Genomic DNA, 14534 nt, shown 5'->3' with positions numbered 1-14534 from the left:
GATCTACCACTGAAAAGTAGTCATTCGTAATGAGATGAAGAGAGGTTAGTCATCATGAGTAATCTGTTTGCAAAAAAAGATGTTAACAAGCTGTTAGAGGAAAATGCAGCAAAAGAATCAACTAAGACACTAGGGTTATTTGATGTTATTTTGATGGGAGTAGGAGCAACTATTGGGACAGGAGTTCTGGTTATAGCAGGGCTAGTTGCCGCCAGGGATGCAGGGCCCTCGGTCTCCATTTCCTTTGTTATTTCTGCAGTAGCCTGTATTCTTGTTGCGCTGTGTTATGCAGAATTTGGTTCAGCTGTTCCAAGTTCGGGAGGCGCATATACATACATATATGTTTCACTAGGAAAATTTGTAGCGCATTTGATAGGGTGGTCCATCGTAGGATGCTATACGGTATCTTTAGCTTCCGTAGCGGGCGGATGGTCATCTTATGTGAATAATGTGCTTACTGAATTTGGTATTAGACTTCCTGAATCGTTCACGGCCATACCAAGCAATGGAGGTATTATCAATCTTCCTGCAGTATTTATTGTGCTGTGCATGTCGTTTTTATTAACAAGAGGGGTAAAAGAAAGTAAAAAAATAAATAACTTAATGGTTTTAATCAAGATAGGTATTGTTCTTTTATTTGTAGCCGTGGGCGTCTTTTTTATTCATACAAATAACTGGCACCCATTTACCCCTTTTGGTGTGAAAGGAATCTTTGCAGGCGCAGCTTCCGTCTTTTTTGCTTATAACGGATTTGATGCCATTTCTACTTCGGCAGAGGAAGTGAAAAATCCGCAAAGAAACTTGCCGCTAGGTATTTTGATTGCACTGAGTGTTTGTGCAGTCATTTACGTAGTAATTGCATTAGTATTAACAGGAATGGTTTCTTATAAAGAGCTAAACGTAGGCGATGCGTTGTCATATGCGCTCAATAGCGTAGGACAAGAATGGGCAGCGCTCATTGTATCTATAGGAGCGGTTATTGGTATTATGGCCGTCGTATTTGCTTATTTGTTTGTCGTGCCTCGCATACTGATGTCAATGAGCCATGATGGATTATTGCCGTCTCTTTTTGCGAAAGTAAACCGAAAAAACAGTGAACCTGTCATATCCACATGGCTTGTCGGGGCGTTAGGCGCGATCGTAGCTGGTTTTGTTGATTTAAAACAGCTGGCAGATTTAGCGAATATGCTGGCGATTGTCACGTTTGCTGCCGTTTCATTTTCGATTTTGGCTCTGCGAAAAAGTCAGCCTAATTTAAAACGCGGTTTCAAAGTACCTTTTGTACCATTTATTCCGATTATTGCTATTCTTTGCTGTATCTTTCTCATGTTCAACTTATCAATGAAAACGTGGATGTATTCAATCGGCTGGATGCTGATTGGCGTCTTTATTTACGTTGGATACGCCAGAAAGAACAAGAGCGCTTAACAAAAAGACTCTAAGCGAACAAGCTAGAGTCTTTTTTGTGTATATATTTCTCTTGAAAGTGATCTATGAACATAACGTAAAAATTAAAACTTTATTTGAGACATATGTCCTTTTTATTTTAGGAAGTGTTATTGTTTAATAAAAGAAACCGTTATGATGGAGAGGAAAACATGAGGGAAATTACGAGTGAGAAACAGCTGATGGAGTATATAAATACTTATAAATTAGAGTCGGTTTTCAAAAAAGAGTTACTACCGCATTTGTCACTGTATGATGTCGAGGCAGGGGAACGTCTTTGTTCTCAAGGAGATGCGTCTCACTGTTTGTACATATTGATGAAAGGCAAGGTTAAAGTTTATACCATATCGCCCGAAGGCAAGACACTTGTTCTTTCCTTTAAACAGCCCCTTGAAGTAATAGGCGATATTGAGTATGTACAAGATGTTGAGATTATGAATACGGTTGAAGCCGTTTCACCTTTAGTTGTTATCGGCATACCATACAAACGATTAAAACAGCATGCGAGCAATGATCCACAGCTGCTGACATTTTTACTGGAAATGCTCACAAAAAAGTTTTGCGCAAAATCGAACTCGCTAAGCTTTAATTTAATGTACCCAGTGGAAGTGCGGCTGGCTAGTTACTTGCTCTCTATTTTTTGTGAAGAATCGCATTTGGTTATGAATCAAAAAACAGAAAGCTTAAAAGATATAGCTAATTTAATCGGAACGACTTACCGGCATTTAAATCGTGTTCTTCAAAAATTTGTAGCGCAAGGAGTTATTGAAAAAAAGAAAGGCTCCATTATTCTCAAAGATAAGGAAAAACTGAGCTGTCTAGCAAACGACAATATATACGAGTAGAAAAAGTAATAGATTAGTTGAAGGGGGAGAGAGAAGAATGAAAACATACCGAACGCTGCTATTTGACATTGATAATACGCTTTTAGATTTTAACGCAGCCGAAGAGCAGGCTTTACAGCTTCTTTTTGCTAACCACGATATTCCGCTGACTGAGGAAAGCAAAAAACGTTATAGTTTAATCAACCAGGGGTTATGGACAGCTTTTGAAGAGAATAAAATAAGCCGTGAGCAAGTTGTAAATACCCGCTTTTCTACTCTATGTAAAGAATATGGAATAGAAAAAGACGGAAAGCTACTTGAAGCAGAGTACCGAACGTATTTGAATAATGGCCATCAGCTAATTGACGGAGCAATTGAGGTAATTAAAAAACTGAGCAGGTACTATGATTTGTACGTTGTTACAAACGGAGTCTCGGCTACACAGTATAAGCGCCTTCAAGACTCAGGCCTATATCCTTATTTTAAAGAAGTATTTGTTTCAGAAGATACAGGTTTTCAAAAACCTATGAAGGAATATTTTGATTATGTTTTTTCACATATAGAAGAGCTGTCCGTACATAAAACATTAATTGTCGGAGATTCTTTGAGTGCAGATATTCAAGGCGGGCAGCTAGCCGGTATTGATACGTGCTGGTTTAATCCTCAGGCAAAAAAGAACGATACAAAGTGGGTGTCAACCTACGAAATAGGAAGACTTCAAGAGCTTTATGACTTGCTGAACGTAAGTAATGAAGCAGCTTCATTACAAGTGTAAAATATATAATAAAAGAAACAAAAAAACACCAGTCCTTTCCTCTGAATAAAAAGGCTGGTGTTTTTTATTTTATGGCTTTTGAGAGCTTAAAAATAACTCTAGGGATATCGGTCTATGAACGTGATTACTAAGGTAATCAATACATATTTAAACAGTTTTATCTCAAAAGCAATAGGGTATTTTAACAATATCCCAGATAAAGTAAGTAACTAGGAGGTCGTAAAAGATGATTAACGGAAAAAGCTTATCTCGTTCAGGAAAGAGTTCATATAGAAGAGAAACAGCGGTTGGAAAAACAGGAATGGTAGCCAGTGCTCATCCAATTGCAACAGACGCCGGAGAACAAGTGCTAAGAGCTGGAGGCAACGCAATTGATGCAGCAATTGCCGTTCAGTTTGGGCTCAACGTCGGAGAACCGATGATGACCGGTATTGGAGGCAGCGGCTTTTTTATGGTGTATCACAATGAAAGCAAAACAACTAAAATTTTTGACGGGCATTCTCAGGCTCCTAAAGCAGCTTATCCTGAAATGTTTCTTGATGAAAATAAAGAAGTTATTCCGTTTAGAAAGCGTTCTACTCATGCAACGGCAATTGGAATTCCAGGGATTTTAAAGGCGATGGAAGCAGCTCGTAAAGAGTATGGAACAAAACCCCTTGCTGAATTGATTGAACCGGCTGCCAAAGCAGCAGAAGCAGGTGTGGAAACAAACTGGGTTCTTGGAGATATTTTAAAAACATACGCTTACCGACTAGGAGAACATGCTAAGCAGCTATATTCTCCAAACGGCAAGCCTATGCAAGAAGGAGATATGATTAATAAAAAAGATCTTGCTAAAACATTTCGTATTCTTCAAGAAAAAGGTATCGAGGCTTTTTATGAAGGTGAAATTGCAGAAGCCATTATTTCAACGATCAAAGAGCACGGCGGTTTTATGGAACTGTCGGATTTGAAAGAATACCAGATTAAGATCGATGAGCCCGTGTGGGGAGATTATAAAGGATACCGAATTGCTTCTTCCAACATGCCTAGTGCAGGAGGAACCACCGTGCTGCAAATCTTAAAGCTATTAGAGGACTTTGATGTGTCTCAATACGACGTGAAATCTTGGGAAAAGTATTATTTGTTTGCAGAGGCTATGCGCATTGCATTTTCAGATAAAATTGCATTCTCTGGAGATCCAGCCTACAGTGACATTCCACTAAAAGGGCTTTTAAATGACGAATATATAAAGGAACGTCAAAAATTAATTAATTGGAAACATAAAAATGAGAAAGTTGATTTTGGCAACCCGTGGGATTATGAGAAAGGCCAAAAAGTGAACGTTGTGCGTCAGCCTTATGAACCTGAACGTGAGCTTAGTGAAACAACTCACTTCACCGTAGTTGACCGCTGGGGTAATATTGTCGCTTGTACATCAACTGTGGAACATCCTTTTGGTACAGGAATTATGGTTAAAGACCATGGGTTTTTACTCAACAACGAGCTTACTGATTTTGATGCTATTCCTGGAGGATTAAATCAAGCAGATGCAGGAAAGCGTCCGGTTAGCTGTAAAAGTCCAACCATCGTTTTTAAAGATAGCGAACCTGTACTCACTCTAGGATCTCCAGGCGGACCAACAATTGTAGGGTCTGTGTTTCAAACACTTATGAATGTCTTAGACTATGGAATGGATATAAAAGAAGCGATTGAAGAACCAAGAATTTTTAATAGTACAGGATCACTTATCGGTTGGGAAGCCGGAGTGGATATGAATGCCAAAGGAGAGCTAGAAGCCATGGGATTTAATTTTGGAGATGAGCCATTCCCAATCGGAAATGTTCAAGGGATTCAAATCGATAAAGAAAACGGCCGTTTATTTGGAGCAGCTGATTCCAGCCGTGAAGGAAAAGCAACTGGCTTAGACTCTTAATAGTTAAAAAATGCATTGTACGCCCTCTCTTTTGTAAAAAGAGAGGGCGTACAATGCATTAAAAAAGATAAAAATGAGTAGGTAAAAAGAAGGAATATTTTTTTCTGAAAACATACTTTAGACCTTTATTATTATCAGCCTAATCTTCAGAAAGGAAAAAGAATAGAACGTTTTCATGTCCGGCTAATAAAAAAAGGTACTGATTTTTCAAGAGATTAATGAAAACAAAATGGTCGGAAAGTATAAAAAACGGAATAGCGTTTTCAATGCTGGAAAGATAAAGTGTTTAATCATGTAGAAGTATAAAACGAAACGTCTGGAAATCATGGTTTGAAATGTAAAAAAAGCCGTACACTTTTGTTGGAAAAACGGTTACATAAAAAGGGCTCTTACACGTAAACTTTGGTCCTAGTTACAGCTCAATGAAAAAGATAAAAATGAGAAATAGCTACATTTGGCATGTTTGACTTTCGTCATTTATCCAAGTAATCTTTTGGTTGAACGGAACCGGTTCTGTTTTCGGATTTTTGATAGCTAATTGAATTAATAAATTTATATTCTTTACTAACACAAAAGGAGAAAACATATGAAAATGAAACGAGTTGCTAAGCATACAACTGCTGCTACATTGGCTGCAGCCCTACTAGTAGGTGGAGGATATCAAACATTTGCTAAAGGAAATGACAGTAAAGACTTTAATAATAGCTACGGCATTTCGCATATTACTCGCGATAATATGGTGAAAATTCCACAGCAGCAAAACAGTGATCAGTTTAAAGTTCCTGCTTTTAATGAATCAACTATTAAAAACATTGCTTCTGCTAAAGGAAAAGATGCATCAGGAAATACAATTGACTTAGATGTATGGGACAGCTGGCCATTACAAAATGTTGATGGAACAGTGGCGACTTATCATGGATATCAAATTGTGTTTGCCCTAGCAGGTGACCCAAAAGATTCGAATGACACGTCTGTTTATCTTTTCTATAAAAAAGCTGGAGACAAATCTATTGACAGCTGGAAAAACGCTGGAAGAGTGTTTAAAGACAGCGATAAATTCGTTCCGAATGACCCGCATCTTAAAAATCAAACACAAGAATGGTCTGGTTCTGCCACGTTAACAAAAGATGGTAAAGTTCGTTTATTCTATACGGATTATTCAGGTAAACAATACGGAAAACAAACGTTAACGACAGCTCAAGTGAACATGTCTCAGCCAGACGATACTACGTTAAAAGTTGACGGAGTAGAAGATTACAAGTCAATCTTTGATGGCGACGGAAAGATTTATCAAACGGTTCAGCAGTTTATTGATGAAGGCGGGTATGACACAGGAGATAACCATACGCTAAGAGATCCTCACTACATAGAAGACAACGGACATAAGTACCTTGTTTTCGAAGCGAACACTGGAACAGAAGATGGCTACCAAGGCGAAGACTCTTTATATAACAGAGCATACTATGGAGGAAACAATCCTTTCTTCCAATCTGAAAAGAAAAAGCTTCTTGAAGGATCTAATAAAGAAAAAGCTTCTTTAGCAAACGGGGCTTTAGGCATTATTGAGTTAAATGACGACTATACGCTTAAAAAAGTAATGAAGCCGCTTATTACATCAAACACAGTTACAGACGAAATTGAACGTGCAAACATCTTCAAAAAAGATGGAAAATGGTATTTGTTCACCGATTCTCGCGGATCTAAAATGACGATTGATGGAATCGGACAAGATGATGTGTATATGCTAGGCTATGTTTCAAATACGTTAACAGGAAAATATAAGCCTTTAAATGATACAGGATTAGTTCTTCATATGGATTTAGATCCTAATGATAAAACATTTACGTATTCTCACTTTGCTGTACCGCAAACAAAAGGGGATAATGTCGTTATTACAAGCTACATGACAAATAGAGGCTTTTATGAAGACAACCACTCTACATTTGCACCAAGCTTCTTAGTGAACATTGACGGTTCAAAAACATCTGTTGTAAAAGATAGTGTTCTTGAGCAAGGTCAGTTAACAGTAGATGAAGACTGAGCGCTTTGCAATAGCAACAAAAGAAAATGGTGATTGTAATCACCATTTTCTTTTGTTTTATTCGATGTAGACAAAAAAGAGAAAGGTGGGGTTTGTTTGAAGAAAAAAGGTGCTTATAAATGGATAGCGCTTGCCGTTCTTTTAGTTGTAATAGCCGGACTCATTATAGCAGCCGTATCCAAAAAAGAGGATACAAAAGACCAAGGAAAAGAAAAAGAGAATAAAAGTGAATCCACTTATCGCCCAGTGTATCACTTCAGCACGCCTGATAAATGGAAAAATGATCCCCAAAAGCCCATTTATTTTGACGGGAAATATCATTACTATTACTTATACAATCATGATTATCCTAAAGGGAACGGGACGGAATGGCGACATGCAACGTCTAAAGATTTGGTTCATTGGAAAGATGAAGGAGTAGCTATTCCAAAGTATACAAATAAAAATGGCGATATATGGTCCGGATCGGTTGTAGAAGATAAAGAGAACACAGCAGGCTTTGGTAAAGGCGCAATTGTAGCGATTATGACTCAGCCTTCTGCCGATGGACAAAAGCAAGAACAGTATTTATGGTATAGTACCGATAGAGGAAAAACCTTTAAATCATATAGCAAAAATCCTATCATGCCTAATCCAGGCACCAAAGATTTTAGAGATCCCAAAGTCATATGGGATAATGAACATGACAAGTGGGTTCTCGTCATGTCAGAAGGTGAAAAAATCGGATTTTATGAATCTTCTAATCTAAAGGATTGGACATATACGGGAGGATTTGTAACTAAAGATATTGGCATTACCGAATGTCCAGACCTTTTTCAAATGAAGGCAGATGACGGGACAGTTAAGTGGGTTCTCGGGACAAGTGCAAATGGAAAAGAAAGCGGAAAGCCAAACACTTATGCTTATTGGACAGGAAATTACGATGGAACAACATTCACTCCCGATATGGACGAGCCGCAATGGCTCGATCATGGCTTCGATTGGTACGGAGCAGTCACGTTTGAAGACGGTAAAAATAAAGGTTCCTTAAAAAAACGCTACGCTTTTGCATGGATGAACAACTGGGATTATCCAGATAAGACGCCAACGATGAAAGAAGGGTTTAACGGCTTCGATTCAGTAACCCGTGAAATTACACTTTCAAAACAAGACGACAATCAGTACAGCCTGTTATCAAAGCCTGTCGAAGAATTAAATCAGCTAACTGATTCAACAAACTCTCTTGAACAAGTAGAAGTGAATGGAGAGAAAAAGTTAAAGATAAAAGGTGAAGCTTATCAGCTTGATACAGATATTTCATGGTCAGATGCAGAAAATGTAGGCTTACGACTTCGAGAGTCCGCCGATCAAAAGCGGCACATTGATGTGGGTATTTTTGCAAAAGATAACGTCTCATATGTGAACAGAAGCTATAGCAATCAGCCTGATCAAAGCAAAAAGTATGTGGAAAGCCGTGATTACTTTGATGCAGGCAAGAAAAATGTTCATTTGAAGATATTAGTAGATAAAACAAGCATTGAAGTCTTTGTTGATAATGGGAAAACCGTGCATTCTAGCGAGGTGTTTCCGCGTCACAACGACCAAGGAATTACGCTTTTCTCTCAAGGAGGAACGTCTCTCTTTAAAAATATAGAAATCAAACATTTTCGTTCCATTCAGTAATTTCCCTACTTTTAAAAAGAAGGAGCAGAATATCGCCTTATTGTGGTTTAGGACTAGGCAGAAAGGGTACATGTCTACTAACAGCAAATGAAAGGGTGTTTATTCAAATGGAAGAGAAAATGAGACAACTAATAGAGGGACTTAATACCGATTTAGCGGGTGAATATTCGGCGGTTATTCAGTACACTTACTATGCGTCTACAGTAACCGGCTTAGAATATCAAATTTTAAAACCTTTCTTTGAGGGAGAAATTCCTGACGAGCAAGGACACGCCCTTTATTTATCGGAAAAAATCAAAAACCTTGGCGGTGAGCCAACAACAAAGCCGGCTGAGGTGAAGCACGTTTCAAACGTAACGGAAATGCTTAAAGAAGCGAGCAAGGCTGAAAAAGAAACTATCCAGCGCTACGAAGAGCGTAAAAAACAAGCGGAAGAGTTAGGGTTAACAGAGCTTGTTGTAAAGCTTGAAGATATGATTGCAGATGAAACAAATCATATGGAAGAAATGGAACGTTTATTAAAAGATCCCCGACTAAGTTAATCATACAAAATACGTAAAAAGCATCCCGTACCAGGTGTTACGGGGTGCTTTTTTGTAATTTAAAAAGGAAATAAAACATCATGTACGCATGTTTCTATCAATGTGAGGAAAGTCATATTTTTGAAATTATCTATCGCTTTGAAAAAATTTATAGTAAAATAATTATTTGGCTGCATATGGCAGCAACTATATGCGGGGCATCACATACATATAAAGGCTAAAAGGGTATACGTATATTGAAACCGCTTTTATGTTTTGGAAGAAAAACCATGCTATGCCCGCAGTTGCAAGGAGAGAGAAAGATGAGAAAACGAATCATGACAGCGCTGCTGCTTGTCACTGTTTTAGCTGCAATGGAAGGAACCATTGTCAGTACGGCTGTTCCAAGAATTACAAGTGATTTGTCGGGCATTGAGCTAGTTAGCTGGGTATATGCCATTTATATGCTGACAACTGCTGTATCTACACCTATATACGGAAAGTTAGCGGATCTATTCGGCCGCAAAAAAGTGATGCTTGTTGGAATCATTATTTTCTTAATCGGATCGATACTTTGCGGACTTAGCTTTTCGATGCAGCAATTAATTGTCTATAGAGCTATCCAAGGGCTGGGCGCCGGGGTCGTTATGCCGCTTACAATGATTATTATTGGCGACTTGTATGAAGAAGCAAAAGAAAGAGCCAAAGCGCAAGGATGGATTAGCGCAGTTTGGGGAGTTGCGGGAGTTCTCGGACCTCTTCTTGGGGGATTCTTAGTGGATACGCTGTCTTGGCGCTATATTTTCTTTTTGAATATACCGTTTGGACTAATGGCTTTTTTTGTTCTTTTAGTAAACTATAAAGAAGAAGTGGTAAAAGAAAAACGCTATATCGATTATATTGGAGCGGTGACGTTTTCAGTGGGAACAATTGCGTTTTTATATGCCCTTTTAACCGGAAGTCAGCATCAAAACTGGGGAGATCCGACCATTATAGGGTTATTTGTTCTAGCTGTTCTGACATTCATTGGCTTTATTTATATAGAAAAGAAATCGCCCGAACCTCTTATCCCGCTTGAACTGTTTTCCATTCGAAGTGTATCTGTTATAAACTTATTAACACTTCTTGTCGGATCAGTAGTTATTAGTATTACGGTCTACCTTCCAATTTGGAGTCAAGGAGTGCTGGGGAAAAGTGCAACCGCTGCTGGTTTTGTATTAATGCCTATGCCAGTATGCTGGACGATTGGTTCACTGCTTTCAGGGAATTTAGTAGGGCGTCTTAAAACGCACTCCATCCTTACGCTGGGCACGGCCATTGTAAGTACGGCTTGTTTTATGCTGTTTTTAGTTTCCACCCACTCACCCGTATTTTTAATTTATGTAGCCGTTGGGGTCCTTGGGTTAGGAATGGGTATTATTACGCCTATTTTTATGCTGGTTATTCAATCAGCGGTCCCGGCTAGCAAAAGAGGAGTAGCGGTGGCTCTTAATACGTTTACAAATACATTTAGTCAAACGCTAGGTTCTGCGGTGTTTGGTACAATCTTTAACTTAGTGACACTTTCACAAGCAAAGAAATTAGGGCAAGAAAATTTAAATGCTTCGTTTGAGACAGGCGGAGTACCAGCAGAAGAACTGTCAAAGCTGCATGAAATTCTTGCATCAGGTGTTCACATTATTTACAGTGGAACATTTTTAGCTGCATTACTAAGCTTTGCTGTTTCATGCTTCCTAGTAAAAACAAGACATGAAAAAATAAAAAATATATCTGTGCAAAAGTAACGAAAGAGGCTGAAACACAAGTATTTTAGTTGAAGGACAATCCGAACGAGTTTGATTAGGAATCAAACTCGTTCGGATTTTTTTATAGGTATGGTAAATGTAGCTTTCACATATCTAGCTGCTTTTAGCTGTTGATTGGATTGATTTCGTTATATATCAGTCTCTTCTTTTAAAAAAATATCAAAGAAAGAAAGAAAAAAGATATTGTCTGATAACGTTCCCGCAAACTCATTCATAATAAGAAGGATTTTTATCAATGCAGAAAATTTTTTATTTTTTGTTTTTTTAGTATGGACATTTACCTAGTTGTTGATTATTATGAATTCTATAAGCATTGAATTTTAAGCGCTTTCAAGAGGAACATTTGTCTTTCTCAGGAATACACTTGATTTTTAACTCATATACTGTAAGTGCTTAGATGAATCTTTTAATGGGGAAAAGAGAAGTTTATAAGACGTGTTGAACAACAATGAGGGGGTATGGAAGATGACAAGCAGACGTTTAAAAGAATTCTTGAATAATAATTTAGAAGATTTAAAAGATAAAGGATTATACAATGTCATTAATCCGGTAGAGGGGCCCAATGGACCTGTGATTCAAATTGAGGGAAAGCAATTAATTAATTTATCATCCAACAATTATTTGGGGCTTGCTACAGACGAGAGGCTTATTAATGCGTGCAACGAAGCCACTGAAAAATACGGAGTGGGGGCTGGAGCTGTCCGAACGATTAATGGAACTCTAGATATTCATATTAAGCTAGAGGAAAAGCTAGCCGAGTTTAAGCATACAGAAGCAGCTATAGCTTATCAGTCTGGGTTTAACTGTAATATGGCAGCCATCTCCGCGGTTATGGATAAACATGATGCGATTTTATCAGATGAGCTGAATCACGCTTCAATTATTGACGGATGCCGGCTATCAAAAGCAAAAATTATTCCTTTTAAGCATTCGGATATGGAAGATCTTCGTGCAAAAGCAGGCGAAGCACAAAAATCCGATTTATATAATAAAATAATGGTAATTACCGATGGTGTGTTCTCAATGGATGGAGACATTGCTAAGCTTCCGGAAATTGTAGAAATCGCAGAGGAATTTGACTTAATCACATACGTAGATGATGCTCACGGGTCGGGCGTATTAGGGAACGGCATGGGCACAGTTAAACATTTTGGCTTATCTGAAAAAGTAGACTTCCAGATTGGAACATTATCAAAAGCGATTGGAGCTGTAGGTGGGTACGTAGCCGGAAAAAAAGACTTAATCGACTGGTTAAAAGTAAGAAGCCGTCCGTTTTTGTTTTCGACTGCTATTACACCAGGCACGGCTGCTGCCTGTATGAAAGCAATTGAAATCCTAAGCACAAGTACAGAGCTGCAGCAGCAAATGTGGGAAAACAGTCGGTATTTAAAGCAAGGATTAAAAGAACTAGGCTTTAACATTGGAGAAAGTGAAACACCTATCACTCCGTGCATCATAGGAGATGAAAACCAAACCCAGATTTTTAGTAAGAGGTTAATAGAAGAAGGGGTATACGCTAAATCAATTGTTTTCCCAACCGTTCCAAGAGGGACAGGACGCGTTCGCAATATGCCGACGGCTGCTCATACGAAAGAAATGTTAGATGAAGCACTTCGTATCTACAAAAAAGTAGGCAAGGAAATGAAATTAATCTAAACGTTGAATCTAGGCAGTACACGAGGAGGATATTGACATGAAAAAAGTATTAATAACGGGTTCTTTAGGGCAAATCGGTTCTGAGTTAACGGCGAAAATGAGAGAGATATATGGTTCAGAAAATATTATTGCCACCGATATTCGCAAAACGACGAGCGATGTCGTGACTTCAGGTCCATTCGAGATTTTAGATGTAACGGATCAGACTGCGTTATTTACGATCGCTAAAAAGCATAAAGTTGATACGATTATTCACTTGGCTGCGCTGTTATCAGCGACAGCCGAGCAAAAACCGCTTCTAGCTTGGAATCTAAATATGGGCGGATTAGTAAACGCGCTCGAAGTAGCACGCGAGCTTCAATGTCAATTTTTCACTCCAAGTTCAATTGGTGCATTTGGTCCAACGACTCCAAAAGACTGGACGCCGCAGGATACAATTCAACGTCCTACCACGATGTATGGTGTTAATAAAGTAGCGGGTGAATTACTTTGCGATTACTACCACCATAAATTCGGAGTAGATACACGAGGGCTGCGTTTTCCAGGCTTAATTTCATACGTAACGCCTCCAGGTGGAGGAACAACGGACTACGCTGTTGAAATTTATTATGAAGCCGTTAAGCATAAGCGATATACCTCTTACATTGACAAAGGAACATATATGGATATGATGTATATGCCTGATGCATTAAATGCTGTTATCCAACTAATGGAAGCGGACGGTTCTAAGCTGAAGCACCGAAATTCATTTAACGTTTCTGCCATGAGCTTTGATCCAGAACAAATGGCGACTGAAATCAGAAAAACGATTCCGGAATTTGTGCTGAATTATCAAGTAGATCCTGTTCGACAAGCAATTGCGGAAAGCTGGCCTAACCATATAGATTCCAGCTGTGCAATAGAAGAGTGGGGGTTTAAAACAGAATATAACCTAGAAAAAATGACGAGAGAGATGCTGGGAAAGTTAAAAGTTGAATCACAGCTTGTCTTAACGTAAGTAGAGAAAAATGATTTCTTCCTTAAAATTAAAGTAAGCGCTTACTAAAAGGTAGGTTACTTGTTTATGCAAGTTCTACTTCGTAACAGTGGTGGACAGTACACATAGATCTCCTAATCCTTTAAGTGAGCGCTCGTTCGTTGAATAATCAGCACCTTTGTAAGTACCGTCTGTTAAAATAATAAGGGGATAGAAGGGAGGGAATGACAGTTGAGCAATAAATTTCAACAAGTTAATGATTTTTCAATGGGAAGATTAACATCTTTACTCGTTCTTTTACATAATACGGAACTAGCTGAAGGTATTGAAAAGGAAATTAATGAGAGAGGATACAGCTACACAGTAGGAAAAGTCGGAGCGATGGAGCTGTCTAAAGTCGTGGCGGCAATTGAAACGAGCGCCAAGACAAACAAAATTATTAATGCCCAGTCGTACCGGGAAGTTCACGCTCTTTATCATGCTATACTTGAAGCCATTCAAGGAGTTAGTCGAGGAACGCTGCAGCTGGGTGATATTTTACGGACGGTAGGACTCACATTTTCAATCGTGCGCGGAAAAATTGAGTTTTCAGGATCAAGCGACGAATGGATTAGCGTTTGTGTGTATGGAACGATAGGTGCGCCTAAAAAAGGCTTTGAACATGATACATTAGGCTTTGGTTTTAACCACATTTAAAAAATAATGAACGAAATAGTACGAATGTAAAAAGTGAGAGATGTACATAGCTGCTTTAAAGAAGATATTTTTCTTATTGAAAGGTTCTGTGCGGCGTGTTAACATAATAATTAATATAATAACTGCCTTTAAGACGGTCCAGAGAGGCCGAAAAGGACGGATCACTCATTTACTGCTTCTATGCCTATCTGTGCCCTTTTGCCCTCTGCGACAAAAG

The 14534-nt window shown here is 38.6% G+C and carries 11 protein-coding genes; all 11 read left to right on the top strand.

Going from position 1 to position 14534, the window contains the following annotated elements; translation table 11 throughout:
• The first annotated feature begins 54 nt into the window (after window positions 1-54).
• A complete protein-coding gene (locus ACFX40_RS01055; protein ID WP_098248931.1) occupies window positions 55-1428 on the top strand; it encodes an amino acid permease in 1374 nt (457 codons plus the stop codon).
• A gap of 170 nt (window positions 1429-1598) precedes the next feature.
• Window positions 1599-2291: a Crp/Fnr family transcriptional regulator gene (locus ACFX40_RS01050; RefSeq protein ID WP_028408102.1), complete on the top strand. Its 693-nt coding sequence runs from the start codon at window positions 1599-1601 to the stop codon at window positions 2289-2291.
• A gap of 37 nt (window positions 2292-2328) precedes the next feature.
• Window positions 2329-3045 carry a YjjG family noncanonical pyrimidine nucleotidase gene (locus tag ACFX40_RS01045; RefSeq protein WP_028408103.1) on the top strand — a complete coding sequence of 239 codons (717 nt, stop codon included), beginning with the start codon at window positions 2329-2331 and terminating at the stop codon, window positions 3043-3045.
• Window positions 3046-3271: 226 nt separating this feature from the next.
• A complete protein-coding gene (ggt, locus tag ACFX40_RS01040) occupies window positions 3272-4960 on the top strand; it encodes a gamma-glutamyltransferase (RefSeq protein WP_028408104.1) in 1689 nt (562 codons plus the stop codon).
• A 586-nt stretch (window positions 4961-5546) separates the two neighbouring features.
• Window positions 5547-7001 (top strand): glycoside hydrolase family 68 protein, encoded by a 1455-nt coding sequence (locus tag ACFX40_RS01035; RefSeq protein ID WP_377253873.1) that lies wholly within the window; start codon window positions 5547-5549, stop codon window positions 6999-7001.
• Between the two features lie 96 nt (window positions 7002-7097).
• Complete coding sequence (locus ACFX40_RS01030) at window positions 7098-8663, top strand: glycoside hydrolase family 32 protein (RefSeq protein WP_377253871.1); 1566 nt, start codon at window positions 7098-7100, stop codon at window positions 8661-8663.
• Window positions 8664-8770: 107 nt separating this feature from the next.
• On the top strand, window positions 8771-9205 hold the full coding sequence (locus ACFX40_RS01025) for a ferritin-like domain-containing protein (protein WP_013056263.1): 435 nt from the start codon (window positions 8771-8773) through the stop codon (window positions 9203-9205).
• 302 nt (window positions 9206-9507) lie between these two features.
• Complete coding sequence (locus ACFX40_RS01020) at window positions 9508-10968, top strand: MDR family MFS transporter (RefSeq protein WP_060747529.1); 1461 nt, start codon at window positions 9508-9510, stop codon at window positions 10966-10968.
• A 486-nt stretch (window positions 10969-11454) separates the two neighbouring features.
• Window positions 11455-12645, top strand: a complete 1191-nt coding sequence (locus ACFX40_RS01015; protein ID WP_028408108.1) for a glycine C-acetyltransferase — start codon at window positions 11455-11457, stop codon at window positions 12643-12645.
• A 37-nt stretch (window positions 12646-12682) separates the two neighbouring features.
• On the top strand, window positions 12683-13642 hold the full coding sequence (locus ACFX40_RS01010; protein ID WP_028408109.1) for an L-threonine 3-dehydrogenase: 960 nt from the start codon (window positions 12683-12685) through the stop codon (window positions 13640-13642).
• Window positions 13643-13852: 210 nt separating this feature from the next.
• On the top strand, window positions 13853-14317 hold the full coding sequence (gene hutP / locus ACFX40_RS01005) for a histidine utilization transcription antiterminator HutP (protein WP_013056267.1): 465 nt from the start codon (window positions 13853-13855) through the stop codon (window positions 14315-14317).
• The last annotated feature ends 217 nt before the right edge of the window (window positions 14318-14534 follow it).

Source organism: Priestia sp. YIM B13552, from assembly GCF_042787775.1.
GTDB lineage: Bacteria > Bacillota > Bacilli > Bacillales > Bacillaceae_H > Priestia > Priestia megaterium_E.
This window is presented reverse-complemented; position numbering and strand designations above follow the sequence as displayed.

What these genes read in the sequence shown, in the direction of transcription:
- ACFX40_RS01025 (WP_013056263.1), top strand. Translation starts at nt 8,771, where the DNA reads ATGGAAGAGAAAATGAGACAACTAATAGAGGGACTTAATACCGATTTA.
- ggt (WP_028408104.1), top strand. Translation starts at nt 3,272, where the DNA reads ATGATTAACGGAAAAAGCTTATCTCGTTCAGGAAAGAGTTCATATAGA.
- ACFX40_RS01010 (WP_028408109.1), top strand. Translation starts at nt 12,683, where the DNA reads ATGAAAAAAGTATTAATAACGGGTTCTTTAGGGCAAATCGGTTCTGAG.
- ACFX40_RS01035 (WP_377253873.1), top strand. Translation starts at nt 5,547, where the DNA reads ATGAAAATGAAACGAGTTGCTAAGCATACAACTGCTGCTACATTGGCT.
- ACFX40_RS01015 (WP_028408108.1), top strand. Translation starts at nt 11,455, where the DNA reads ATGACAAGCAGACGTTTAAAAGAATTCTTGAATAATAATTTAGAAGAT.
- ACFX40_RS01020 (WP_060747529.1), top strand. Translation starts at nt 9,508, where the DNA reads ATGAGAAAACGAATCATGACAGCGCTGCTGCTTGTCACTGTTTTAGCT.
- ACFX40_RS01055 (WP_098248931.1), top strand. Translation starts at nt 55, where the DNA reads ATGAGTAATCTGTTTGCAAAAAAAGATGTTAACAAGCTGTTAGAGGAA.
- ACFX40_RS01045 (WP_028408103.1), top strand. Translation starts at nt 2,329, where the DNA reads ATGAAAACATACCGAACGCTGCTATTTGACATTGATAATACGCTTTTA.
- ACFX40_RS01050 (WP_028408102.1), top strand. Translation starts at nt 1,599, where the DNA reads ATGAGGGAAATTACGAGTGAGAAACAGCTGATGGAGTATATAAATACT.